The organism is Mesorhizobium sp. P171375, from assembly GCF_057786075.1.
In genome coordinates this window covers 814,709-838,548 of sequence record NZ_JBYNWF010000001.1, presented here as the reverse complement: position 1 = coordinate 838,548, position 23,840 = coordinate 814,709, and the positions used below count along the sequence as shown (strand labels likewise).

Annotated in this window: 22 protein-coding genes; 13 read left to right on the top strand and 9 right to left on the bottom strand. The window is 63.0% G+C overall.

What is annotated here, in order from left to right:
* Window positions 1-348 precede the first annotated feature (348 nt).
* The gene (locus ACYHH6_RS04105; protein ID WP_352583184.1) at window positions 349-810 is read left to right on the top strand and encodes a methyltransferase family protein; all 462 of its coding nucleotides are present in this window, start codon (window positions 349-351) and stop codon (window positions 808-810) included.
* On the opposite strand, the gene ACYHH6_RS04100 is transcribed toward ACYHH6_RS04105, so the two are convergent.
* Together ACYHH6_RS04100 and ACYHH6_RS04095 are read right to left on the bottom strand one after the other, a co-directional pair.
* Window positions 804-1,019 carry a hypothetical protein gene (locus ACYHH6_RS04100; RefSeq protein WP_352583186.1) on the bottom strand — a complete coding sequence of 72 codons (216 nt, stop codon included), beginning with the start codon at window positions 1,017-1,019 and terminating at the stop codon, window positions 804-806. The genes ACYHH6_RS04105 and ACYHH6_RS04100 overlap by 7 nt on opposite strands.
* Entirely contained in the window at window positions 1,016-1,765 is a 750-nt protein-coding gene (locus ACYHH6_RS04095) for a COG4280 domain-containing protein (protein WP_352583188.1), read from the bottom strand. Before ACYHH6_RS04095 ends, ACYHH6_RS04100 begins: the two co-directional genes overlap by 4 nt.
* Window positions 1,766-2,099: 334 nt before the next feature.
* On the opposite strand from ACYHH6_RS04095, the gene ACYHH6_RS04090 reads away from it, so the two are divergent.
* The 4 genes from ACYHH6_RS04090 to ACYHH6_RS04075 all read left to right on the top strand — a co-directional run bounded on the left by ACYHH6_RS04090 (window position 2,100) and on the right by ACYHH6_RS04075 (window position 6,734).
* Window positions 2,100-3,008, top strand: a complete 909-nt coding sequence (locus tag ACYHH6_RS04090; RefSeq protein WP_352583311.1) for a sugar ABC transporter substrate-binding protein — start codon at window positions 2,100-2,102, stop codon at window positions 3,006-3,008.
* Window positions 3,009-3,208: 200 nt separating this feature from the next.
* A complete protein-coding gene (locus tag ACYHH6_RS04085; protein WP_352583190.1) occupies window positions 3,209-4,708 on the top strand; it encodes a sugar ABC transporter ATP-binding protein in 1,500 nt (499 codons plus the stop codon).
* Window positions 4,705-5,721, top strand: a complete 1,017-nt coding sequence (locus ACYHH6_RS04080; protein ID WP_352583191.1) for an ABC transporter permease — start codon at window positions 4,705-4,707, stop codon at window positions 5,719-5,721. The genes ACYHH6_RS04085 and ACYHH6_RS04080 overlap by 4 nt, the downstream gene beginning before the upstream one ends.
* Before the next feature lie 11 nt (window positions 5,722-5,732).
* Window positions 5,733-6,734 carry a LacI family DNA-binding transcriptional regulator gene (locus ACYHH6_RS04075; RefSeq protein WP_352583193.1) on the top strand — a complete coding sequence of 334 codons (1,002 nt, stop codon included), beginning with the start codon at window positions 5,733-5,735 and terminating at the stop codon, window positions 6,732-6,734.
* 252 nt (window positions 6,735-6,986) lie between these two features.
* On the opposite strand, the gene ocd is transcribed toward ACYHH6_RS04075, so the two are convergent.
* Together ocd and rocF are read right to left on the bottom strand one after the other, a co-directional pair.
* The gene (ocd, locus tag ACYHH6_RS04070) at window positions 6,987-8,045 is read right to left on the bottom strand and encodes an ornithine cyclodeaminase (protein ID WP_352583195.1); all 1,059 of its coding nucleotides are present in this window, start codon (window positions 8,043-8,045) and stop codon (window positions 6,987-6,989) included.
* Window positions 8,042-8,977 carry an arginase gene (rocF, locus tag ACYHH6_RS04065; RefSeq protein WP_352583197.1) on the bottom strand — a complete coding sequence of 312 codons (936 nt, stop codon included), beginning with the start codon at window positions 8,975-8,977 and terminating at the stop codon, window positions 8,042-8,044. The genes ocd and rocF overlap by 4 nt, the downstream gene beginning before the upstream one ends.
* 145 nt (window positions 8,978-9,122) lie before the next feature.
* Here rocF and ACYHH6_RS04060 point away from each other — a divergent pair, with 145 nt between their 5' ends.
* A complete protein-coding gene (locus ACYHH6_RS04060; protein ID WP_352583199.1) occupies window positions 9,123-9,563 on the top strand; it encodes an Lrp/AsnC family transcriptional regulator in 441 nt (146 codons plus the stop codon).
* Between the two features lie 14 nt (window positions 9,564-9,577).
* Here the strand turns inward: ACYHH6_RS04060 and ACYHH6_RS04055 are convergent, their stop codons facing one another.
* Window positions 9,578-9,775 (bottom strand): hypothetical protein, encoded by a 198-nt coding sequence (locus ACYHH6_RS04055; RefSeq protein ID WP_352583200.1) that lies wholly within the window; start codon window positions 9,773-9,775, stop codon window positions 9,578-9,580.
* A 116-nt stretch (window positions 9,776-9,891) separates the two neighbouring features.
* Window positions 9,892-11,178, bottom strand: coding sequence for a M15 family metallopeptidase (locus tag ACYHH6_RS04050; protein ID WP_352583202.1), 1,287 nt, complete (start codon window positions 11,176-11,178; stop codon window positions 9,892-9,894).
* A gap of 789 nt (window positions 11,179-11,967) precedes the next feature.
* Between ACYHH6_RS04050 and ACYHH6_RS04045 the strand changes: the two genes are divergently transcribed.
* The 3 genes from ACYHH6_RS04045 to ACYHH6_RS04035 are packed head-to-tail and all read left to right on the top strand — an operon-like array spanning window position 11,968 to window position 15,576.
* A complete protein-coding gene (locus ACYHH6_RS04045) occupies window positions 11,968-13,182 on the top strand; it encodes a glycosyltransferase family protein (RefSeq protein WP_192258801.1) in 1,215 nt (404 codons plus the stop codon).
* Between the two features lies 1 nt (window position 13,183).
* Window positions 13,184-14,428: a glycosyltransferase family 4 protein gene (locus ACYHH6_RS04040; protein WP_352583204.1), complete on the top strand. Its 1,245-nt coding sequence runs from the start codon at window positions 13,184-13,186 to the stop codon at window positions 14,426-14,428.
* Entirely contained in the window at window positions 14,425-15,576 is a 1,152-nt protein-coding gene (locus tag ACYHH6_RS04035) for a glycosyltransferase family protein (RefSeq protein WP_352583206.1), read from the top strand. The genes ACYHH6_RS04040 and ACYHH6_RS04035 overlap by 4 nt, the downstream gene beginning before the upstream one ends.
* Window positions 15,577-15,613: 37 nt before the next feature.
* On the opposite strand, the gene ACYHH6_RS04030 is transcribed toward ACYHH6_RS04035, so the two are convergent.
* Entirely contained in the window at window positions 15,614-16,255 is a 642-nt protein-coding gene (locus tag ACYHH6_RS04030; protein ID WP_488500401.1) for a class I SAM-dependent methyltransferase, read from the bottom strand.
* A 307-nt stretch (window positions 16,256-16,562) separates the two neighbouring features.
* On the opposite strand from ACYHH6_RS04030, the gene ACYHH6_RS04025 reads away from it, so the two are divergent.
* From ACYHH6_RS04025 to ACYHH6_RS04015, 3 genes are read left to right on the top strand one after another with little or no spacing between them, the layout of a single operon-like run.
* Window positions 16,563-19,277, top strand: a complete 2,715-nt coding sequence (locus ACYHH6_RS04025) for an ABC transporter transmembrane domain-containing protein (protein WP_352583207.1) — start codon at window positions 16,563-16,565, stop codon at window positions 19,275-19,277.
* A gap of 34 nt (window positions 19,278-19,311) precedes the next feature.
* Window positions 19,312-19,758, top strand: a complete 447-nt coding sequence (locus ACYHH6_RS04020; RefSeq protein WP_192258797.1) for a cyclic nucleotide-binding domain-containing protein — start codon at window positions 19,312-19,314, stop codon at window positions 19,756-19,758.
* Between the two features lie 23 nt (window positions 19,759-19,781).
* On the top strand, window positions 19,782-20,636 hold the full coding sequence (locus tag ACYHH6_RS04015; RefSeq protein ID WP_352583209.1) for an MBL fold metallo-hydrolase: 855 nt from the start codon (window positions 19,782-19,784) through the stop codon (window positions 20,634-20,636).
* A gap of 84 nt (window positions 20,637-20,720) precedes the next feature.
* Here the strand turns inward: ACYHH6_RS04015 and ACYHH6_RS04010 are convergent, their stop codons facing one another.
* On the bottom strand, window positions 20,721-21,482 hold the full coding sequence (locus ACYHH6_RS04010; protein WP_352583211.1) for a polysaccharide deacetylase family protein: 762 nt from the start codon (window positions 21,480-21,482) through the stop codon (window positions 20,721-20,723).
* The gene (locus ACYHH6_RS04005; protein ID WP_352583213.1) at window positions 21,479-22,567 is read right to left on the bottom strand and encodes a glycosyltransferase family 4 protein; all 1,089 of its coding nucleotides are present in this window, start codon (window positions 22,565-22,567) and stop codon (window positions 21,479-21,481) included. The genes ACYHH6_RS04010 and ACYHH6_RS04005 overlap by 4 nt, the downstream gene beginning before the upstream one ends.
* Before the next feature lie 74 nt (window positions 22,568-22,641).
* Between ACYHH6_RS04005 and ACYHH6_RS04000 the strand changes: the two genes are divergently transcribed.
* Window positions 22,642-23,820 (top strand): DUF3095 domain-containing protein, encoded by a 1,179-nt coding sequence (locus ACYHH6_RS04000; protein ID WP_352583215.1) that lies wholly within the window; start codon window positions 22,642-22,644, stop codon window positions 23,818-23,820.
* The last annotated feature ends 20 nt before the right edge of the window (window positions 23,821-23,840 follow it).

Below are 23,840 nucleotides of genomic sequence, written 5' to 3'. Positions count from 1 at the left end.
CCTTGTGATGCCGGATTGTCAGGCGTCACGAGCCGAAAAAGCCCAGCAGCGGTCCGCCCGCTTACAAATTCGTAAGAATGCCAAAATCCCTGCCGGTCGCCTCGCCATCGCCGCACTGAAGCGCTAGTGGGTGGCGAGACACCGGCGCGATGGGCCCTTCCGGAGAGCAGGAACTACGATGAGCGACGCTCCCCCCAAGCCGGCGGCGAAGGCGTTCGACCAGCACAAGCGGCTGATCGTCGTACAGGTGGCCGCAGTCCTCGCCATTGCGCCGCTGCTGTTCGCCAAGCCCTTTTCGTCGAAGGCTCGGAGGGGCACGAATACATCGAAACGCTGGGTATCAGCTTCGTGCTGGTCTGCTTCCTCGGCCGTCTGTGGAGCATTCTCTATGTCGGCGGCAGGAAGAACGAAGAGCTGGTCACCATCGGCCCGTTCTCGATGAGCCGGAATCCGCTCTATTTCTTTCCCACGGTCGGCGCCGCGGGCATCGGGTTGATGTATGGCTCGGTGCTGGTGGCGGCGGCGCTCGCTCTGGTGAGCTACCTTGTGTTCCGGCTGACGGCGCGCAAGGAGGCCGAGTTCCTGGTTGGAAAGTTCGGCCCCGCCTACAGCGCCTATGCCGAACGCACGCCGCCGTTCTGGCCGAAACCGCTGCTGTTTCACGACCAGGCCGAACGCCGGTTCTCGACCAAGGCGTTGCGGCGGACATTCGTCGACGGGCTCTATTTCCTGGCGCTGTTTCCGGCCATCGAGACGGTCGAGCAGTTGCGGATCAGCGGCGTGCTGCCGGTGTTTTTCACCCTCTACTGACCGGAGCGCCGCGCCGCGCGGCGCACGCTGTAGAGCAGGATGGCGAGGCAGCCCGCCAGAAGCAGGATGCCGCCGGCAAGCGGCGGCAGCGCCAGCAGCTTCACCGCCGCGGTGATCGCCACGATCAGTACCAGCGCCAGCGTCGCCAGGCTGCCGTCGTCGATGAACATGCCGACGAGTTCCTTCAGGATGAGGCGCAGGACTTTCATCGGGCAGCTCCTTGTGCAGCCTTGGGGTCGCGCAACCAGCGCACGATGGCGAATGACGCGACGGCGATGACGGCGAAGATGGCCAGCAGCGCCAGATCGGCGCCCGGCCAGTCGGCGCCAAGGCCTTCGCCGGTCCAGAAAATGCCGAAGCTGGTCAACATCAGGCCGATGGCGAATTTGAGCGCATTCTCCGGCACCCGCGCCAGCGGCCGATGCACAGCCAGGCCGATGATCGTTACCAAGATGAAGGCGGCCAGCGCGCCAAGGCTGGCATAGAAGGTCTGCGCATGCGCAGCGCCCACGGCAATGACGATGAACACCACCTCGACGCCTTCGAGCAGCACCGCCTTGAAAGCCGCGAGCCCGGCCAGGTAATCGGCGCGGCGGTCTTTGGCCTGTTGCTGCAAGGCGGCGGTTTCCTTGGAAAAGGCGGCGTCCTCGTCATGCAGGGCAATGACGCCGACGCTGCGCAAGATGGCTTTCCGCAACCAGCGCATGCCAAACAGGATCAGGAGCAAGCCGACGACGAACTGCAGCACGCTAATGGGAACCAGCGCCAGCAACGGTCCGAAGGCCAGCACCAAAGCCGCCAGCAGCGCCAGCGCCAGGGCGGCGCCCGTCAGCGCCGGCCGCCAGCTGCGGGTGACGCCGACCGCCAGCACGATGGTGAAGGCCTCGACCACTTCGACGAAGGAGGCGAGGAACGAGGCGGCCACAGTGGAAAGTATGGGCGTCAGACCATGCATGAAGGCTTCCTGTCTGCTCGGGAATCACTGGACCGGGAATCACCAGGTATTGAGAACGATATAGCGCTGCGGCGGCAGCGAGAATGCGATCGATGCGTCGGCCGGTGGCGTTTTGGCCCATCGAGACGGACGCGTTGCGGCCCGAGCCACCGTAAGGTGCGCCAGCGACGGCGCTGGAAGTTGCCGCCGCCGATATTGACACCTGGCAAAGCGGCGCACTAACCTGCGGCGTAATCGGTTACGTAACCGATTACTAGAGGTCACAGAGGAGGAAATCATGAGCAAGAAAACAATTACGGACGGACTCGGCCCGTTCTCGCGCCGCCAGTTCCTGATGACCAGCGCCATGGCCGCGGGCGCACTCGCGCTGCCGCTTAAGCCGGTCTTTGCCGCCGACAAGCCGAAGGTCGGACTGGTCATGAAGTCGCTGGCCAATGAGTTCTTCAAGCAGATGCAGGCCGGCGCCGAGGAGTATGCCGCCAAGAACAAGGACAAGTTCGACTTCGCCGCCGTCGGCATGAAGGACGAGCGCGACTTCGCCGCCCAGGTCGACGCCATCGAGAACTTCATCACCCAGAACTACAACATCATCGTCGTCGCGCCGGCCGATTCGAAGGCCATGGTGACGCCGATCGCCAAGGCGCTGCAAGCCGGCATCAAGGTCATCAACATTGACGTCGCGCTCGACACCGAAGCCAAGAAGAAGGCCGGCATCGACCTTGCCTTCTTCGGTCCGGACAATCGCGGCGGCGCCAAGCTTGCCGGCGATGCGCTGGGCAAGGCGCTGGGTAAGGGTGGCAAGGTCGTCATCCTCGAAGGCAACCCGGAAGCCGACAATGCCAAGGAGCGCAAGCTCGGCTTCGACGACGCGGTCAAGGAGAACGGCCTCGAGCTGCTCGACTCCAAGACGGCGCATTGGGAGACCGAGGAAGCCAACACGTTGATGACCAACTTCCTCACCCAGTATCAGGACATACAGGGTGTGATGGCGGCCAACGATTCAATGGCGCTCGGTGTCGTCAAGGCGCTCGACGCGGCCGGCAAGTCGGGCCAGATTAAGGTTGTCGGCTTCGACAACATCCCGGCCGTCGGCCCGCTGCTCAAGGCGGGCAAGATGCTCGCAACGGTGGAGCAGTATGGCGCGCAGATGGCCGCCATGGGCATCGACTACGGCCTGCGCGAAATGGCCGGCGAGAAATTCTCCGGCTGGGTCAAGACCGATATCAAGCTGATCACCGGCTGAGGCGAACGAAGGCGCCGGTACTCCCTCCGGCGTTTCCGCTTGTCTCATCATCGCCGCCGGCAAACTGTCGGCGGCGATGGCGACGCGCCCGCGCCGCTTTCGCGTGGTCTAACTATTTGTTTTTACGCAATTCCGGACGGAAAACCGCTGCGCACTTTTCCTGAAATTGCTTGAGAGCGCAGTTTAGGATTCCGCTGCCCATGGATGCGATTCTCTCCCTTGAAGGGGTCGGAAAGATTTTTCCCGGCGCCGTCGCGCTGAGCGAGGTGTCGCTGTCGATCGCGCGTGGCGAAACCCACATCATCCTGGGCGAGAACGGCGCCGGCAAATCGACGCTGATCAAGCTCTTGGCCGGCATCTACCAGCCGGACACAGGCTCGATCGCCTTCAACGGCCAGCCCTATCGGCCGAAGACGCCGCATGATGCGCAGCTCTCCGGCATCCGCATCGTGCATCAGGAACTTAACCTGTTGCCCTATCTCAGCATCGCCGAGAATCTGATGCTGGAAAAACTGCCGCGCCGCGCCTTCGGCATCGTCGACGGCAAGGCCCTCAACAGCCGCGCCGTGGCGCTGTTGAACGAGGTCGGGCTCGACATCGATCCGCGCACCCGTGTCGAGGCGCTCGGCGTGGCGCAGATGCAGCTGGTCGAGATCGCCAAGGCGCTGAGCAATGACTCAAAGCTGCTTGTCCTCGACGAGCCGACGGCGACGCTGACGCCGCCGGAGATCGAGCGGCTGTTTGCCATCATCAAGCGGCTGAAGGCCAAGGGCGTCACCATCATCTACATCTCGCACCGTCTGCACGAGGTGTTCGAGATCGGCGACCGGGTGACGGTGTTGCGCAACGGAAAACTGGTCGCGACCCGCGACTTGCAGGGCCTCACCGTGCCGGACCTGGTGCGGATGATGATCGGCCGCGACATTGCCGACGAATACGGCTTCGATGCTTCGATCGTGCCGGGCACCGTCGCGCTCAGCGTCGCCAATCTCAAACGCAGCACCGAGACCCCTGCCATTTCCTTCGCTGTTCGCCATGGCGAGATTCTCGGGGTCGCCGGGCTGGTCGGCAGCGGCCGCACCGAGGCCATGCGGGCGCTGTTCGGGGCCGATCCGAAACTAGACGGCGTGGTCGAGATCGACGGCAAGCCGGTGGCGATCACCGCGCCCAAGGATGCAGTGCGGCACGGCTTGAGCCTGCTCACCGAAGACCGCAAGGGGCAGGGCCTACTGCTCGACATGGCGGTCGACAAGAACATCACCATCACCGATCTGAGCAAAGTCTCGCGCAACGGGCTTATCAACCGCCGGTCCGAGGCTGCCGCCGCCAACGACCTGGTCGGCCAGCTCAGGGTCAAGGCGAGTTCGATCGAGCAGGCGGTGCGCAATCTCTCGGGCGGCAACCAGCAGAAGGTGGTGCTGGCGAAGTGGCTGTTCAGGGGCACCTCGACGCTGATCCTCGACGAGCCGACGCGTGGCGTCGACATCGGCGCGCGGCGCGAGATCTACCAGCTGCTGTGGATGCTTGCGGCGGCAAAAAAGGGCATCATCATGGTGTCGTCGGACCTGCCCGAGCTGATGGGCATGTGCCACCGCATCATCGTCTTTTCCAAAAACAAGATTGTCGGCGACGTGCCGCGCGCCGCGTTCGACCAGGAGCACATCCTGTCGCTCGCCTATCAGGAGTATGTGCGACCATGAGCGAGACGTCGCAAGTGACTGCGTCGGCCCCCCTGTCCCCGGGCCGGGCGAAATTTCTGCGCTTTCTGGTGCGCGATGCCGGCGTGCTTTTGGCGCTGGTGCTGATCACCGTGTTCTTCTCGGCGACGGCGCCCTACTTCGCCACGTCAGGCAATGCGCTGAAGATCTTCGTCCAGATCGCCATCAACACGGTGCTGGCGGCCGGCATGACCTTCGTCATCCTGACCGGCGGCATCGACCTTTCGGTGGGATCGGTGCTGGCGCTGTGCACGGTGGTCGGCGCCACGGTCATGATCGATGAGAGCCTGTCGCCGAGGGTGGCGATCCTGCTGGCGCTGCTGGCCTGCATGGCCACGGGAGCGGCCTGCGGCTTCCTTAATGGCTGGATCTCGACGCGCTGGAAGATCCCGTCCTTCATCGTCACGCTCGGCATGCTCAACATGGCGGCGGGCGCGGCCCGCGTTGTCAGCGACAATTCCACCATCACCGGCCTGCCGCAGAGTTTCGTCGATTTCGGCAATCTCATCATCGGCGGCTTCCTGCCGTCGATCTTCCTGATCGCGGTGCTGGTGATCGCGGCCGGCTGGTTCGTGCTGCGCTTCACCGTGTTCGGCCGCATGATCTTCGCCGTCGGCACCAATGACGAGGCGGTGCGGCTGTCCGGCCACAATCCGGATTTCTACAAGATCGCCGCCTTCACCATCAGCGGCCTGACCGCCGGCATCGCGGCGATGGTCTATCTGTTGCGCCTCAACATCGGCAGCCCGATCGCCGGCGTCGGCTACGAGCTCAACGCGATTGCCGCCGTCATCATCGGCGGCACCAGCCTCAGCGGCGGCAAGGGCTCGATCATTGGCACGCTGGTCGGCGCCTGCATCCTGCAGGTGCTGTCGACCGGACTGCAGCTGCTTGGCGTCGGCGATAATTTCAAGCCGATTGTGATAGGCCTTGTCATTGTGCTTGCCGTCATCCTAGACGCCTATCGGGAAAAGCTGCTGAAGGTGATCCGCTAGAGGGACAACTAATGACGACGATTGCCGATGTCGCGCGCCATGCCGGAGTATCGGTCGCAACCGTCTCGCATGTGATGAACCGCACGCGCCATGTCGAGCCGGAGACGGCCGAGCGCGTGCATTCGGCCATCGCCGCTCTGCGCTACAGGCCCAACACGTTGGCGCGCAGTCTCAGGCGCGGCGAGACCAAGACCATCGGCCTGCTGCTGCCGGACAATTCCAACCCGTTCTTCGCCAGCGTGGCGCGCCAGATCGAGGATGCCGGCTTCCTCGCCGGCTATACGGTGATCCTGTGCAATTCCGACGGCAGCGCCGAGAAGGAGGAGCGCTACCTCCAGGTGCTGATGGCCAAGCAGATCGACGGGCTGATCTTTGCCGGCTCGTCCGACCATGCGCGGGTGTTCTCCAGCGTGCTGCCCGGCGTGCCGGCGGTGCTGCTCGACCGCGAGATCCATTCGGTCAATGTCGATTCCGTGCTGGTCGATCACGATCATGGCGGCTATCTCGCCGGTCGCTATCTGGTCGGGCTCGGCCACGAGAAGATCGGCGTCATCGGCGGCCCGCGCGATTCCAGTTCCAGCCCGGCCCGCCTGCGCGGCTTCGCCAGGGCGCTGCAGGAAGCCGGGCTCGACCTGCCGGCGAATGCCGTGGTCGATTCCGATTATCACTTCGCCGGCGGCCGCACGGCGATGGAACGGCTCATGGCGCAGGCGCCCGGCATCACGGCGCTGTTTGCCTGCAACGATCTGATGGCCATGGGCGCGCTGACGGTGCTGCGGGCGCGCGGATTGCGGGTTCCCGACGACATGTCGATGATCGGCTTCGACGACATACCCTATGCCGTCACCACCTGGCCGCCGCTGACGACGATCGCACAACCGGTCGAGAAGATCGGCACGCGCGCCGTCAGCCTGCTGCTCGCGCGTGTCGCCGAGCCGGCGGCGCATTCGCGCCGCGAAGTGCTCACCCCGGTGCTCGTCGAACGGGAGAGCTGCGCGCCGCTTCGACAGTAGAGCCAGCTTTCTAGGCGTCTGTGCTGCCCCTCACCTGCCTGCCGGCATCCTCTCCCCGTATAGTGACGGGGAGAGGGGCGCTCTCATCGATGGTTTCGCCAATCGGCGGCGTTGCAAGACATAATGCCGAAGGTGAGGTCAGCCACTTTCTCCCCGTCACTATACGGGGAGAAATGCCCGGCAGGGCAATGAGGGGCGGCGCTGCCCTGGCAAGCAGAGTTTCGATCGGCTTTGACTACTCAAGCAATTTCTTCACGCGGCCGGCTGCAGCGCTGCCCGGAGCAGCATGCCGAACAGGTCGCGCGGCTCGTCGGGATCGGCGAGCAGGTCGAGCTCCTCATAGAGGCCGGTGGCCTGGAGCTGGTCGCGAACATAGCGAAGTGCGGAGAAATCTTCCGTGGCGAAGCCGACGGAATCGAACAGCGTGATCTGCTTCGCTGACGTACGACCCTCGGCCTGGCCGGTCATCACCTGCCACAGCTCGGTCACCGGATGGTCGGCATCGAGCTGCTGGATCTCACCTTCGATGCGCGTCTGCGGCGGAAATTCGACGAAGATGTCGGAGCGCAGCAGGATGTCGCGATGCAGCTCGGTCTTCCCCGGGCAGTCGCCGCCGACCGCGTTGATGTGAACGCCGGAGCCGACCATGTTGTCGGTGAGGATGGTGGCGTACTGTTTGTCGGCGGTCACCGTAGTGATGATGTCGACGCCTTCCACCGCATCCTGGCCGGCCGTGCAGATGGTGATGTCAAAGCCCTTGCCGGCGAGGTTGCGGGCGCATTTTTCGGAAGCCGAGCGGTCGATATCGTAGAGCCGCAGCCGGTCGATGCCGAGCAGCGCCTTGAAGGCGACGGCCTGGAACTCGGACTGGGCGCCATTGCCGATGATGGCCATGGAGCGCGAACCCTTGGGAGCCAGATATTTGGCGGCGACAGCCGAGGTTGCCGCAGTGCGCAGCGCCGTCAGGATCGTCATTTCGGTCAGCAGCATCGGATAGCCGGAACCAACATCGGCGAGCACGCCGAAGGCGGTGACCGTCTGGCGGCCCTCGCGCATGTTCTTCGGATGGCCGTTGACATATTTGAAGCCATACATCTTGCCGTCGCTGGTCGGCATCAGCTCGATGACGCCGTCATGGCTGTGCGAGGCGATGCGTGGCGTCTTGTCGAACAGCTCCCAGCGGCGAAAATCCTCCTCGATATAGGCGGCGAGTTCGGTCAGGAACCGCTCGACGCCGATGGTCAGCACCAGCTTCATCATGCGGTCGACGCTGACGAAGGGAACGATGGCAAGGCGGGAAGGCTGGGTCATGCAATGCTTCCGGAATGGCTGCGGGTCGGGCGATCCATGATGCGGCGGCCCATCAGGCTGGCGGCGAGATCGACCATCAGCGTGGCGGTACGGCCGCGCTCGTCGAGGAAAGGGTTGAGCTCGACAAGGTCGAGACTGGAGACCAGGCCGCTGTCGGACAGCATCTCCATCACCAGATGCGCCTCGCGGAAGGTGGCGCCGCCGGGCACTGTGGTGCCGACAGCCGGCGCGATCGAAGGGTCGAGGAAGTCGACGTCGAGACTGACATGCAGCAGGCCGTTGGCCTCTTCGACAAGGGCGAGGAAGGCGCGCAGCAAAGGCGCGACGCCGTGCTCGTCGATGGTGCGCATGTCATGCACGGTCACGCCCGCTTCGCTCAGCGCCCGCCGCTCGGCCGGATCGACGCTGCGCAGGCCCATGACGCAGATGCGGGCGGGATCGACGGCGACGGGCAGGTCCGGAAAATAGCCGTTGAAGCCCGGCCGGCCGCTGGCATAGGCAAGCGGAACGCCGTGCAGATTGCCGGTGACGGTGGTGTCGAGCGTGTGGAAATCCGGATGCGCGTCGAGCCACAGCACGAAGAGCGGCCGGCCGCGCTCGGCCGCCCGGCGCGCTATGCCTGATACGGTACCGGCTGATATCGCGTGGTCGCCGCCAAGAAAGATCGGCATGGCGTCCTTCGAGGCCGCATAGGCGGTCTCGGCGATCGCCGCCGTCCAGGCGGAAATCTCCGGCAGCGCCTTCAGCGCAAGATTGCCGTGGACGATGGCGCGCGCCGCAGCCGGCTGCACCGCGCCCCAGTCCTCGACCTCATGGCCGAGTTCGGAGAGGACCGAGACAAGCCCTGCCGTGCGCAGCGCGCTCGGCCCCATCTCGCATCCCATCCTGCCCGCGCCGTCCTGCACCGGCGCGCCAACGATCCTGCAGCGCATGATTCTTTTTGTCCTTGCAATTGATTGGGCGATTGATGCGTGGAATGAACCATCCCGGCCCGGCAGTTTGAACAGGCGAAATTGGCATTTCGAAAAGATTGATTTATCATTCCGGTAAGTCGTCCTGATCAAAGTGGATAGAAACATGGATGCGCTCGACGAAAGGCTGGTCACGTTGCTGCGGCACGACGCCCGGCGCAGCATCTCCGACCTCGCGGTCGATCTCAGGGTGTCGCGCGCCACGGTCCGGGCGCGCATGGAGCGGCTGGAAAAGTCGGGTGAGATCATCGGCTACACCGTGGTGCTGCGCGCCGACGCCGTCGACCAGAGGATACGCGGGGTGATGATGATCGAGATCGAAGGCCATGCCGCCGACCGCGTGGTCCGGGCGCTCGGCGGCCTCGCCGAGGTCTCGACCATCCACACCACCAATGGCCGCTGGGACCTGGTGGTCGAGCTCGGCACGGCCTCACTCACCGATTTCGACGCGGTGCTGCGCCGCATCCGGCTCATCCCCGGGATAACGGGCAGCGAGACCAGCCTTTTGCTGGCGACGCCGCGTACGACAAGGGCAAGGCTAGCGTAGTCAGGCCGGCATCTCTAGGCGAAGCTGGGGTGCGGACCTGGCGAACGGGTCGCCTGCCTGACGAAGCTCGCATTGGCCTGCGCGGCAAGCTGCTCGGCTTCGCGCCGCGTCAGCCCCATCAGCAATCGTCCTTCTACCTCCGCCGGCAGGGCTGACATCAAATCGTAGACAAACCAGTGGTCACATGGATCTTGGATGGCCGCGAATCTCATTGGCGCTCCTCTTATCAGCGCACTTAAATTTTTGAGGCGGTTGGACCGCTCCGCCTACAATCGATAAAACTCGATTAATGAGTGAAATATCGAGAAACTGCAGACGCTACGCACTGTCAGAACAGCTTCGGCTGATCGGTGGCGGCAAGCTCGAAATGCATGTAGTCCTTGGTGCCGATAGCAGCGCCCAGCCAGCGCAGGCCGCCGCCGTCGCTGGCGGCCAACCCGGCTGCGGCTTGCGGAGCAAGATTGAAGAAGCCGAAGCGGGCAACCGAAGCGTCGGTACCGATGATCTTGGGTGAGCTGACCCTGGCCGCCCTGCGGGAGAGGTCGGCGGCATCGGCCAGCAGCTTCGCGGTGGACTTGGCCTTGGCCGGCGTGGCGCCGGCGCCCTGAAGCAGCGTGGCGAGATCGGTCTGCTTGGCCGGCACGGCGGTTGCCAGCGCATGGGCCGTGGCAAGCTTCGCCGCCGGCAGGGTCACGCCGGCCAGCCGTGTTATGGCGTTGCCCATGGCGGCCTTGAGGCCATCGGCATTGGCGAAAGCGGCAACGACAGCGGCGTTGGCCTTCGACAGTACAATAGCCGCCGGCAGCAGCGTGTCATAAGGGCCGCCGGCGCGCAGCGTGGCGCTCTCGGCGCCGTAGAGGTCGACACCGGTGAAGGCGGCGATAATGGCCAATGGCAGATTATCCTTGTCGACATTGGGGTTGATCGCCGGATCGATGTCCACCGCCCAGCCGAAGGAATGATTGCTGAGCCGCGCGGGCGAATTGACATTGGGCCTGATGTTGAACCCGCCGACGCTCTTGATCTTGGTCAGCGCGGCTGTGGCGCCCTTGGCCGTCAGCAGCGCCACCGTGTTCGCCAGCCGGGCCTTGAGCACGGGATGCACCGGCGACTTGAAGCTCGCCTTGGGGAAGCCGGCACCCGAGAGCTGGCTGTAATAGGCGTTGACGCGGTCGATCGCCTTGGCCGGATTGCTGGGCGCGCCGAACTGGGTATAGAGCCGGGTGCGAATATTCTGAAATCCGGAAAAGCCATCGCTGATGTTGTTTCTGACGAAGGCCGAAAGCTTGTTCCATTCCGCCAGTATGTCGGCAGCACTTGTGGGCGCGGCGGCCTCGAGAGGGCTGATCCTGTCCAGGATCGTCAGCAGCGCCAGCCTTAGCGTGGCGGCCAGTTCGCGCCGGCTGAGCGCCCTCGGCAACGCCGTCACGGCAGGCGCCTCGAAACCTGGAAACAATGTCGTCTGTAGATGGCCGTCATAGGACGTCAGTTGCTTTTCAACCTGCGGCCACAGCCAGATCAGCGCCTCGCGGTCCGTGACCCGCGCCGTGATTGCCGCAACGATGGCTTCGACACCCTCCCTGGTAAGCTGATCAGTATTGGCTTCAGCTGTCATGGCAAATCCCCGAAGATACGGCGCGACACAGTCTGAAAGACCGCAGAATCGCGCAGCCCCAGTGTTGCCGGCCAGCGCTTGAAAGAAGACGTATCCACTGCACCCCCCGGTCAAGCAGTCGCAAACATCTGATGCGATACTACCGCATCCCGGTTTTCTTTCAACGGCCAGCTGATGCTTTTGTCTCAGAACTACGACTTGCTTTCCCCACGCGTCAAAGTCACGAACAACTTCGGCTGTGGTTGCAACCTTGTGGCGATCCGCGTCACCGAAATCTGCGTCGACCGATTGGGCAGATCATGTGCGCCCAGCTGTCGGCCTTGTGCGGCGGTCGCTATCCGGAAACCCTTCCACGTGACAGGCTTGCCACCGGCCTACGCTGATGGCAGGATAAAAGGCCGCAACGAGCGGCCTCTGGCGGTCGTTGCGTTTCAATGGATTATGAAGCATTTTCCCAAGGTGCGGGGTTCTCCTCACAATGTGCGGCAACCTCGTTTCCCCTGGTCGCTCTCAACTTTTCGCAATATGCGCGCTGCCTGCCTCAGGCCGCAGGCATGTAATTCCACGGGGTCAAGCCTCATGACAGAGATTTGTGCTCGGGTCGTCTATCGTCTGCGAAGACAAGGGATCGCGCCACAAACAGCGCCCCTTGGCATTCGTGCCCAGGGGACGAACGCCGTTGTGTACCTCGCGCCCATCATGTCTCAGAACAGGTCGGCAGGCCCGCGGATGATTTCGAAGCTTGCGGGGTTGCCCACCGTCCGGCGAGAATTCTAAAAGACGTTCAACATGACACAGCACGCAAAAGACGCTCGAATTCTGATGTACAGCCACGACACGTTCGGGCTCGGCCACCTGCAGCGGTGCCGAACGATCGCGCACTCGCTGGTCGGGGATTTCCGCGGACTTCAGGTGCTTATCATCTCGGGTGCGACCATCGCCGGCGCCTTCGACTACCGCGCCCGTGTCGACTTCGTGAAGATTCCCAGCGTCATCAAGCTGCGCAACGGCGAATACACCTCGCTGGAAAAGGATATCGATCTGCATGAGACGCTGAGGATGCGTCAGTCGATCATCCGCCACACGGCCGAGAGCTTCCGGCCGGATATCTTCATCGTCGACAAGGAGCCGCTCGGCTTGCGCGGTGAGATCGAGGACACTCTGTCCTACCTCAAGACGCGGGGCACCACGCTCGTGCTCGGCCTGCGCGAGGTGATGGACGCGCCGCATCTGCTCGAAGCTGAGTGGGCGCGCAGGGATGTGATGCGCAAGATCGGCCTGTTCTACGACAAGGTCTGGGTCTATGGCCCGCCGGATTTCTACGATCCGTTGACCGGCCTGGATGTGCCGCCGGCGGTCAGGGCAAAGATGAAGTTTGTCGGTTTCCTCCAGCGGAGCCTGCAGCAGAACGAGTTGCCCGGCCACAGGCCCGAGGGCGACTATATCCTGGTTACCACCGGTGGCGGCGGTGACGGCGCCGACCTGATCCACGACGTCATCGATGCCTATCAGCAGGATTCGCAATTGCAGCATAGGGCGCTGATCGTGCTGGGGCCCTACATGCCGGCGCGCAAGCGCAACAAGCTGGTCAGGAAGGGTGCCAAGATCCCCTATGTCAAGATCATCGAGTTCGACAACCGCATGGAAGAGCTGATTGCCGGCGCCAAGGCGGTGGTGGCGATGGGCGGTTACAACACCTATTGCGAGATATTGTCTTTCGACAAGCCGGCGCTGATCGTGCCACGCGTCACGCCCCGCGAGGAACAACTGATCCGCGCCCGGCGCGCAGCCGAACTCGGCCTCATCGAGATGCTTTTGCCGGAAGAAGCCGAGGATTCCCAGCGGTTCGCCGATGCATTGAAGGTGTTGCCGGATCGGCCCCGCCCATCGCAAAGCAATCCGCATCTGACGCTGGAAGGGCTCCCTCATATTTCCGAAATCGTCGCAGAACTGCTCGACCGCCGGGCCGGCCATCACCTTTCGGTCATTGAAGGTGTGAACTGAGTTGCAAAGCCGCAAGATCGTCGTGGTTCTGAAGGGCTATCCGCGGCTGTCGGAAACCTTCATCGCGCAAGAACTGCTCGGTCTGGAGCGTGCGGGGTTTGACCTCATACTTTTCGCGCTCAGGCGGCCGACCGACGCACAGCGTCACCCGGTGCATGACGAGATCAAGGCGCCCGTCCATTATCTGCCGGAATATCTGCATAGAGAGCCGCTGCGCGTGGCTCGCTCGCTGTTTGCCTGTCTGCCGCGGCCGGGCTTCTGGCGCGCGCTCAAATCGCTGGCTGCCGATATCCCCCGCGACTTTACGCGCAATCGCGTGCGCCGCTTCGGCCAAGCGCTCGTGCTGGCGGCCGAATGGCCGCAAGATGCAGGCTGGCTGCATGCCCATTTCGTGCACACGCCGGCATCGGTGACGCGCTATGCCAGCCAGCTTCGTGGCCAGCCCTGGAGCTGCTCGGCCCATGCCAAGGACATCTGGACTTCGGCGGACTGGGATCTGGCCGGCAAGCTTTCCTCGGCGCGCTGGACGGTCACCTGCACGCAAACCGGCTTCGACCGCCTGAAAAAACTCGCCAACGGCAGCGCGTCCGTGCATCTGAGCTATCATGGGCTCGACCTCGATCGCTTCGGCAGTTTCGACGCGGCGCGAAAACAACATGACGGCTCGGCGCCGGACGAACCGGTCCTCATCTTGAGTGTCGGGCGCGCCGTTGCAAAGAAAGGTTACGACACGTTGCTGGAGGCTCTCGCCCTCTTGCCTGGTGATCTGGCGTGGCGGTTCGAGCATATCGGCGGCGGCGAGGAACTGGAACGGCTCAAGGCGCTGGCGCGAAAGCTCGGACTGGAGGGTCGCGTCTCCTGGAAAGGCGCGCTGGCGCAGAAGGAGGTGCTCGAGCACTATCGCAGCGCCGACATCTTTGCGCTCGCTTGCAGGATCACCGCGGATGGCGACCGGGACGGTCTGCCCAATGTTCTGGTGGAGGCGGCCAGCCAGCGGCTTGCCTGCGTGTCGACCGACATTTCCGGCGTGCCGGAGCTTTTATCGTCGGATGAAACCGGGCTGCTGATTCCCTCGGAAAACCCGGCTGCCCTGGCACAGGCGCTGGAGCGCCTGATCCGTGATCCCGTGCTGCGCGCCCGCCTCGGCGACGCCGCGGAGCGGCGCGTGCGCGGCAATTTCGATCATATGGCAAGCATTGGACAGCTCAAGGACCTGTTCGAGCGGGAGTGGCGGGCCGCCGAATGAAGCGGCTGCGCGCTTTCTTCTATGTCCAGCACCTGCTCGGCATCGGCCATCTCGCCCGCGCCAGCCGCATTGCGGCGGCCCTGGCCGATGACGGGTTTGACGTCACCGTCGTGACCGGCGGAACGCCGGTCGCGGGGTTTCCGGGACCTGGTGTAAAATCTGTAACGCTGCCGCCTGTTACCTCCGGCGATGAAGGATTTTCCGGGCTTGTCGACCTGCAAGGCAAGCCCGTCGACGATGATTTCAAGACGCGGCGTTGCGGGATGCTGCTGCAGGCATTCCGCGATTGCAGGCCTGACATCGTCATTGTCGAGGCGTTTCCCTTTGGACGCCGGCAGATGCGTTTCGAACTCTTGCCGCTGATCGAGGCCATCGACGCGATGTCGCCCAGGCCGCTTTTGGCGACGTCGGTGCGCGACATCCTTCAGGAGCGCGTCAAGCCGGGCCGAAACGAGGAAACGGTCGATCTCGTCAACAGGCATTTCGACCTTGTCATGGTCCATGGCGATCCGGCTTTCGCAACCATCGGCAAGACATTTCCACTGGCGGGAGCGATCAGGGCCGAGGTTGCCTACACAGGGCTCGTTGCCGCGCCCCCGGCGCCCGCGGCTTCCGAGCGCTTCGACGTCGTGGTGTCGGTTGGCGGCGGGGCTGCCGGAAAGTGCCTTGTCCGATCCACCATCGCGGCGGCGCACAATGCCGACAACGCCCGGAAGTGGTGTTTGATTACCGGCCCAAACCTGCCGAAGGACGAGTTTGACGCGATTTCACGCGATGCCACGCCGGGCCTGTCCATCTTCCGGTTCCGCGAGGATTTCGCCAGCCTGCTGACCGGTGCCCGGCTGTCGGTCTCGCAGGCGGGTTACAACACGGTCGGCGATGTCCTGCGCGCGGGGTGTCGCTCCCTGCTTGTACCGTTCGCGGCCGGCGGGGAAACCGAACAGACGGTCCGCGCCCTGATGCTCGAAGAACTCGGTCTGGCGACGGTGCTGGCGGAAAAGGACCTGACGCCTGAGGGTCTGGCGAAAGCGATCGAGCAGGCGCTTGCGGGACCGGAGCCGGCCGCGCATCGTCTCGATCTGGAAGGCGCGCGCCGCTCGGCGCAAATCCTGCGCGAGCGGTATCGGACCTGGTCCCCGAAAACCTAACGCGGGTCGCGTCCGGGTTCGATTCGCCCAACGCGCTTCAAACAGTTCCAATCAGCATGAAGCGCGTATAATTTTTTGTCGGCAGTTCGCCGGAAAACCTGATCTCCCGCAGCGCCGCCATGGCTTCGAAGGCTGCCAGTGACGCCACGCAGTTGATGTGCGTCGGCTCGCTGAAGTAATCGTTCGATTGCAGCAGCACAGTCGTGCCCCGCGGAAGCAGGGCAAGCCACGTGCTGAGGTCCGCTATGTGTTCGCAGCTCGTATTGACCACCAGGTCAGGCTGCCCGGCCGCATAGTCGAGTGCGTACATATCTTCCGTCAGCGCCCGGAAGCGGTCGCCGGCTTCCCGGTTGAGGGTCCGGGCGACCGGCCCGACTTCGGGATCGATGTCGATGCTGTCGACCGCTGCGATGTCGAAACGGGCGTCGTTGAAAAGCATTGCCGGCAACACGCCGTACCATCCACCCAGAACCCATATGCGCCCGAACCGGCCGCCGCAGCTTTCGAACAGCCTGTCGAGCGCCCACATCTTGCAGGCGACCTGCTTGTGGTTGAAGGCGTTGGCGATATCGGCCTGCGGATGCTTGGCGATGACGCGCGCCAGCGCGGCCACGAGAGGGTGGTTGACGTAGGCAGCAATTCCCCGCGTGAGGTCCAGGGCTTGCTCGTGCCCGTCCATGCCGGCATTGCGTGGTTGCGTGACATCCATCATATTCGTCTTCTATGTTGGGATTTCGGGCGACACAACGCAATCTTGCCTCCCACGAGGCTGTTCGACTTGCGGACGTGACTATGCCGCAAGTCGTTTTGCCATTGCCCGCTGCCGGAGGGAACCTATTGCATCTGTTCGGACCATTGGCGTCCATCCGCCGGCACGAGTCGCGCAGCGGCGGCCCCCTGCTGTTAGGCTATTCGCCAAAATCCCACGCAAGCCGCCAGCCGTTTGGCCGCTTGCATCGTTCCAACTGAGGGGTCCGCAGTCGCATATGGAACCCAGCCTAGCCCGCTATATCTGGAGGCACACCAGGAAGCAGCAGATCTGGATATTGGCGATCGTCTTGCTTTCGATGATCCCTTATTTCATGTCCTTCAACCTGCCCAAGCTGATCGTCAACGGCCCGATCCAGGGCAAGGGCTTTGAGCAACCCGGCGCGACCCTTCCCTTCATGAGGCTGCACTATGACCTGCCGTTCATTGGCGAGGTCCAGTTCTTCTCCGGTTTTCAACTCGACCGCACGGCGACGCTGCTTGCCCTCAGCATCGTGTTCCTCTTGCTGGTCGTCATCAACGGCCTGTTCAAACTCTACATCAATACCTACAAAGGCCGCCTCGGCGAGCGCATGCTGCGGCGTATCCGCTTCGATCTGATCGATCGTGTGCTGCGTTTTCCGCCGATTTACTTCAAGCGGGTGAAATCCGCCGAAGTGGCGACCATGGTGAAGGACGAGGTGGAGCCGCTGGGCGGCTTCATCGGCGATGCCTTCCTGCAGCCGGTGCTGCTCGGCGGCCAGGCGCTGACGGCCATGCTGTTCATCATGGTCCAGAACGTCTGGCTCGGCATGATAGCGGTGGTGATTGTGGTGATCCAGATCGTGCTCATCCCGCGCATGCGGCGGCGCCTGCTCGTGCTCGGGCGCCAACGGCAATTGACGGCGCGCGCGCTTTCGGGCCGGGTTGGCGAAATCGTCGACGGCATCGGCGCGGTTCACGTCCACGACACCTCGAACTACGAGCGCGCCGACATAGCCGCCCGGCTAGGGCTCATCTTCAAGATCCGCTTCGATCTTTACCAATGGAAATTCATGGTAAAGTTCCTCAACAATTTTCTCGCGCAGCTCACGCCGTTTCTGTTCTACATGATCGGCGGCTATCTGGTCATCGCGGGCCGGCTCGACGTCGGCCAACTGGTGGCCGTGATCGGCGCCTACAAGGACCTGCCCGGACCGATGAAGGAACTGATCGACTGGGATCAGGATCGGCAGGATGTCCAGGTCAAATATCAGCAGGTCGTTGAACAGTTCACCGTTGAGAATATCATTGCGCCGGGAATCGGAGCACTGACGATCGACGATCCCGGTCCGATGACAAAACCGCTGTCGGCGGTCGGTCTGTCCATAGCAGACGATGGCGGCGCAATGCTCCTCAACCGTATCTCCATGCGGGTCAAGCCGGGCGAGACGGTGGCGCTGGTCAGTACCTCAACAGGTGGAGCGGAGGCGCTGGCAGAAGCCTTCGCACGGCTGAACTGGCCGGAAAGCGGAAAGGTCGCTTCGGGCGCCGACGACCTGCTTGAACTCCCCGAAGCAGTGACTGGCCGGCGCATGTCCTACGCCTCGTCGGATGTTTTCCTGTTCCAGGCAAGCCTGCGCGATAACCTGCTCTACGGGTTGAAGCATGCGCCGCTGACATCGGTGACTTATGAAGGCGCCGCGGCAGACAAGCAGCGCTGGAACATCGACGAGGCGCGCCGGTCGGGCAATCCGGATTTCGATATCCACAGCGACTGGATCGACTATGTCTCCGCCGGTGCTACCGGCCCGCATGACCTCTTTGAAGCCGTGCGCCGGGTGCTCGACGCGGTTCTTCTGTCGCGCGACATTCTGGATCTTGGCTTGCGCTCTTCGGCTGACCTCACGCGTCACACGAAGCTTGCCGGGCGGATCGTCGAACTGCGTGCAGCGCTGCGAACCCGGCTGGAACAGGAAGGGCTGCGCGAACTGGTGGTTCCTTTCGAGCCGGGCGCTTACAACACGGAAGCGACGATCGGTCAGAACCTGCTTTTCGGCGCTGCTGCCGGCCCCGAGCTGGCCGACAAGGCTCTGGCGGCCAATCCCTATTTTGCTTCCGTGCTGAAGCAAGCTGGCCTCGACCGCACGCTCTACGAAATGGGCATGGAGATTGCCGAACAGGCGATCGAGCTGTTTGCCGACCTGCCGCCCGATCACCAGTTCTTCCAGCAGCTCGCCTTCATGAGCGCCGAGGAGATACCCGCCTACGAGACCTTGCTGCAGCGGCTCAAGAACCGTCCCTACGAGGCGGTTTCGGAGGCCGACCGCGCCATGATCATCACCTTGAGCTTTGCTTATATCGAGCCCCGGCACCGCTTCGGCCTGCTGACCGACGAGCTGATGGGCAAGATCGTCGCCGCGCGCAACCAGTTCTATGAAAATCTGCCGCCCCAGCTGCAAAACGCGATCGAACGGTATGATCCTGACAAATACATTGCCGCGGCCACCGTCATGGACAATGTCCTGTTCGGGCGTGTGGGCACCAACCATCCCGACGCGCCGGACCGCATACGCTCAATCGTCTATGACATTCTTGACGAACTGGGCCTTTATGCCGAGCTGCTGGATGTTGGCCTGGACTTCAATGTCGGCGCCGGCGGCAGGCGGCTGACCGGTGGACAGCGCCAGAAGCTCGATGTTGCCCGGGCCCTGCTCAAGCGTCCCGATTTTCTCATTCTCAACCGGCCGCTATCGGCGCTCGACCAGCGCATTCAGGACAAGGTGCTGCGAAACGTGCTCGAGGAAGCCAGACGCGACGGCCATTCGCCGGCAATCGTGTGGGTCGTGACGAGTCCGGCAATGGCGATGATGTTCGACCGCGTTATCGTCTTTGACTCTGGCCAATTGGTGGAAGACGGTACGCACGAGACACTTTTGGCAGGGAACGGTATCTTCAAGGAACTTCTGTCATAGTCTGGCAGACGCGAATTTAGGAAGGTTTGCGACAATGCTGCTCAAGGATGAAGTTGGAATGCTGCAACGCGTTCCCTTGTTCTCTGGCATCGAGCCGGCAAAGCTCAAGCTGCTTGCGTTCACATCCGACCGCGTGAACTACAGCGCCGGCGAGATTCTTTTCCGGCAGGGCGATGAGGGAGACGCCGCCTATGTCATCCTTTCAGGCAAGGCTGATATTCTGGTCGATTCCGACAGCGGGCCGATAAAAGTTGCCGAACTGCTGCCAAATTCGATCGTTGGCGAGATCGCCATATTGTGCAACAGCTCCCGCACCGCCACCGTCAGGGCGGCAACTTCGCTGGAAGTCCTGAGAATCCGCAAGGATCATTTCCTGAGGCTTATGAAGGAGTTTCCGGAAATGACCATCGAGATGGTGCGGGTTCTTGCCGATCGGCTAAGCCATACGACCGCGGATCTGATCGATGCACGAAACGCCTGAAGCTACGGTAGGCAAAAGGTAGCATGGACGACGATTTTTTCCTGGTCAGGTTTTGGGGCGTGCGCGGCAGCATTGCGGTATCCGGGCCAGAATTCGCTCGCTATGGCGGCAACACAATCTGCATTGAAATGCGATGCGGCAAGCATACGATTCTGTTCGATGCGGGCTCCGGCCTGCGGCCTGCCGGCAGGGCGCTTCAGGCGTCGGATGTGACCGATTTCGACCTGTTTTTCACCCATTGCCATTACGATCACATCATCGGACTGCCGGCTTTTGCGCCGATCTTTGACCCGAGCGTCAAGCTTACGCTTTGGTCCGGGCATCTTGCAGGACGCATGACGACCCGGCAGATGATCGATGAGTTCATGCGGCCGCCATGGTTTCCGGTGAAAATGGACGTCTGCAAGGCAAAGCTCGACTGCCGTGACTTTGTGTCAGGAGACGTGCTTCGGCCGCGCGAAGGGGTGGTGGTTCGGACCGGCAGCCTTACCCATCCGGGCGGCTGCATAGGCTACCGGGTCGAATGGGGCGGCCGCGTCGTGGCGGTGATCACGGACACCGAGCACGAGCCGGGCAAACTCGATCAGTCGGTGCTCGGCCTGATCGACGATGCCGACCTCGTCATTTATGATTGCACCTACACCGAGAAGGAAATGGAACGCCGCCGCGGTAACGGGCACTCGACATGGCAACAGGGAGTCAAGCTCTGTGAGGCGGCCGGTGCGCGGGGGCTTGCGCTGTTTCACCACGATCCGACACGCACCGACGGGCAGCTGGACGAGATGGAGAAACTGGCCAAGGACAGGTTTGCCGGCGCTTTTGCCGCGCGGGATGGCCAGACGCTCCAATTCCCGGTCTCGTTGCACAAAAAGCGCTGAGCTATTTTTCTCTCCTTGTTTGAGCATGATCTCTGGACAAACGGAAACCGTTTGTCCGAGAAAACCGGAGTCCACTTTTCGGGATCATGCTCTAGCGGCGCTGCGCCCGATCAATGTCCGGATCGGAAGCCATGTGCAGGCTTCAGTCCGAGCGGTGACTGCGAACAGCCGTTCAAGGAAAAGCCAGGCCGATTCATCATGGACGAGGTGGTGGGTGAGCAGGCCGACCGGTTCGCCGCCATCGAATGCATGCTGCAATTGCGCGATGATGGCCTGAACCAACAGGCCATGGTCGCGGCAGCCGCGGGTGCCATGCCAATCCATGATGTCGACATTGCTGTTGATGACGGCCAGGGAAGCCGGCTTCGGCGGCCCATAGACCGACAATGCCGCAAATCCTATGGATCCTAGGTCGGATACCAGACCGGCGTCGATCCTGTTCCAGGGTGGCACCAGCATCGGAACGGCACGTGCGCCGTGCAGGCCGCCTAGGTGCGACAGCCCGCGAGCCAGATCGTCGAGCACCGCCTCGCGTGGCCGATGCGGGCCGAGCTCCTGCTTTTTCTGGTCCGCGGGCGCATGATTTCGGTGCGCCCAGCCATGGATGGCGACCGTGGCATGCGGCGCCTCGTCAAGCCGGACGACAAGCTTGCCGTCGGTCTCGGCCGGAATGACAGCCAGAGTGACCGGAACCGCGAATTCACCGGTGAGGTCGAGCAGCCGATCAAGCGCGGGCGTCGGATCCACGGCGTCATCGTCGCGCAGCCAGAACTCCGCCTTGCGGCCCGCCCGTTGCCGGCGCGCCAGTTCGTCCACCAAGGGCTGCCAGATCGGATCGGGTGTCATGAGACCGGGCTCTTCTTGAGAAGTTCGGCCAGACGCGCCGCCGCACCACCCAGCGAGCGCTCTTCGAGGACGAAACGCCTGGCTTCTGCGGCCATGATGGTCCTTTCGTCGTTATGGGCCAGAAGCCTTGCAATGGCGGAAGCGAACGCCGCCACATCGCCCGGTGGGGTGAGAAACCCGGTCTGGCCATCCCGCACGACCTCCGGCACGCCGGCAATGTCCTGAGCCACCACCGGCAGGCCGGCGGCCTGGGCTTCAAGATAGGCAACGCCATAGGCCTCGCCGTAACCCGGCCAGACGTAAATTCCCTTGGTGTAAAGGACATCCGGCACGGCGGCCGGCTCGATCGCGCCAAGCCATTCGATACGGTTGGCGGGCAAGCCGGCGAATTGCGCTTTGACCTCGTCACGGGCAGGCCCGTCGCCGACGACCGACATGGTCCAGGGCAGGTGGCCGATCGAGCCGAGCGCTTGGGCCAGCATGCGATAGCTTTCGACTTTGTCGCCTGGGCGCATCATGGCAACGGTAACAAGGCGCGTCGGACAACCCCGGGCCGGCGTTTCCCTGAATGCCGATGTGTCGATGAAAGGCGAAAGCATGCCGAGAGCGGCGTCAGGAATCACATCTGCCAGTCCCTGCCGATCCCTTTGTGTGAAGCAGATGTTCAGCGCCGCCTGTTCGATGGCTCGCGCCACCAACGCCTGGCTATCGGCCCATAAGCCGGCGTTGCGCCGCCTGGAATAGGAGGCTTCCGCTGTCACATAGGGGACAGCAAAGGCCGACGCCAGCTCTGGCCCGATCAGGTCGGGCGCCTTGTAGTAGGGATGATAGCAGAACCAGAGATCGGGCTTGCCGTCACGCTGCCAAAGCCTTGTCAGCCGCGCGGCTTCGTCCCGGGCCTCGATCTTGAGCGCATCGAAACTTTTCGGCTCCGGCTGGCGTAGATAGAAGCGCAACTCCGATGCCAGTTCGACGCTATGCCCGCCGTGCTGCAGCGCCTTGATCAGCATCCGTGCCATCTGGCGGTCGCCGGAGACAACGGGATCATTGGGCGACTTCAGCGGCGCGTAAAAGGCAATTCGCATTGCGCGATCCTATCATCGCAAAGCTGTACCAAGTCAATTTCGACGCATGATCGACTTCACCTTCAAGCGCTGGAATGTGCTATCTGATGCTCATGGAAACAGCTGTCGCGTCCGACCCGTTTGTCGCTTCTTTGCCGGTCTTCGCAAAGTTCGAAAGCGTTGCCGATATCGATAACTATCGGCCGCTCCCCGATGGCTGGGCGCTGGCCACCGCCGACATCGTCGGCTCGACCAAGGCGATCGGGGCCGGGCGCTATAAAACCGTCAATATGGCCGGCGCCAGCGTCATTTCGGCGCTGCTCAATGCGCTGGGTCGGCAAGATCTTCCCTATGTCTTCGGCGGCGACGGCGCACTCGTGGCGTTTCCCGGCTCGGCGCTGGAGATCGCCCGCAACGCGCTGGCTTCTGTCCAGAGATGGGTGGCGGACGAACTGGACCTGACCTTGCGTGCGGCAATAGTGCCGATAAAGGACATAAGAGCGCAAGGCCTCGACGTTCGCGTGGCGCGTTTCCAGGCCTCCGAAGCGGCCTTCTATGCCATGTTCGCCGGCGGTGGCGGCAGTTGGGCGGAAGCCGAGATGAAAGCGGGGCGCTACCGCATCGACCCTGCGCCGGCCGGCGCGCGGCCGGATCTGACCGGCCTCTCCTGCCGCTGGAACCCGATTGAGGCCCGGCACGGCGAAATTGTCTCGATCATAGCCATACCAGGGGCTTCGCGAGATTTGCGCGGTTTTCAGTTTCTGGCGTCCGACATCATCGCCCTTGCCGGCAGGCAAGAACGCGATGGCCACCCGGTGCCGGTAGACGGGCCGGCCTACAGTCTGCTGCCCGCCGGCCTCGATGTCGAGGCGCGGGCCACGGCGCCGCCAGGGCGGCGGTGGCTGACGAAGCTGTGGGTGATATTCCTGATGACGCTTACGGCCGTCACCGACAGATTTGGCTGGACGATCGGCCGTTTCGATCCGAAGGTTTACAAACGCGAAGTGGCCAGCAATTCGGATTTCCGCAAGTTCGACGACGGCTTGAAGATGACCATCGACGTTGACGCGGATGTGTTGCAACGAATCGAGAGCCGGCTGAAACAGGCGGAGGAAGCGGGCATTTGCAGCTATGGCCTGCACCGCCAGAAATCGGCCTTGATGACATGCCTCGTCATCTCGCCGCTGCAGCCTGATCACGTTCATTTCATCGATGGCGCCGACGGCGGCTATGCGATGGCTGCCGCGAGCCTGAAGGCTAAGGCGCCGGCCTGATGACGGCTTGCGGAAATCGT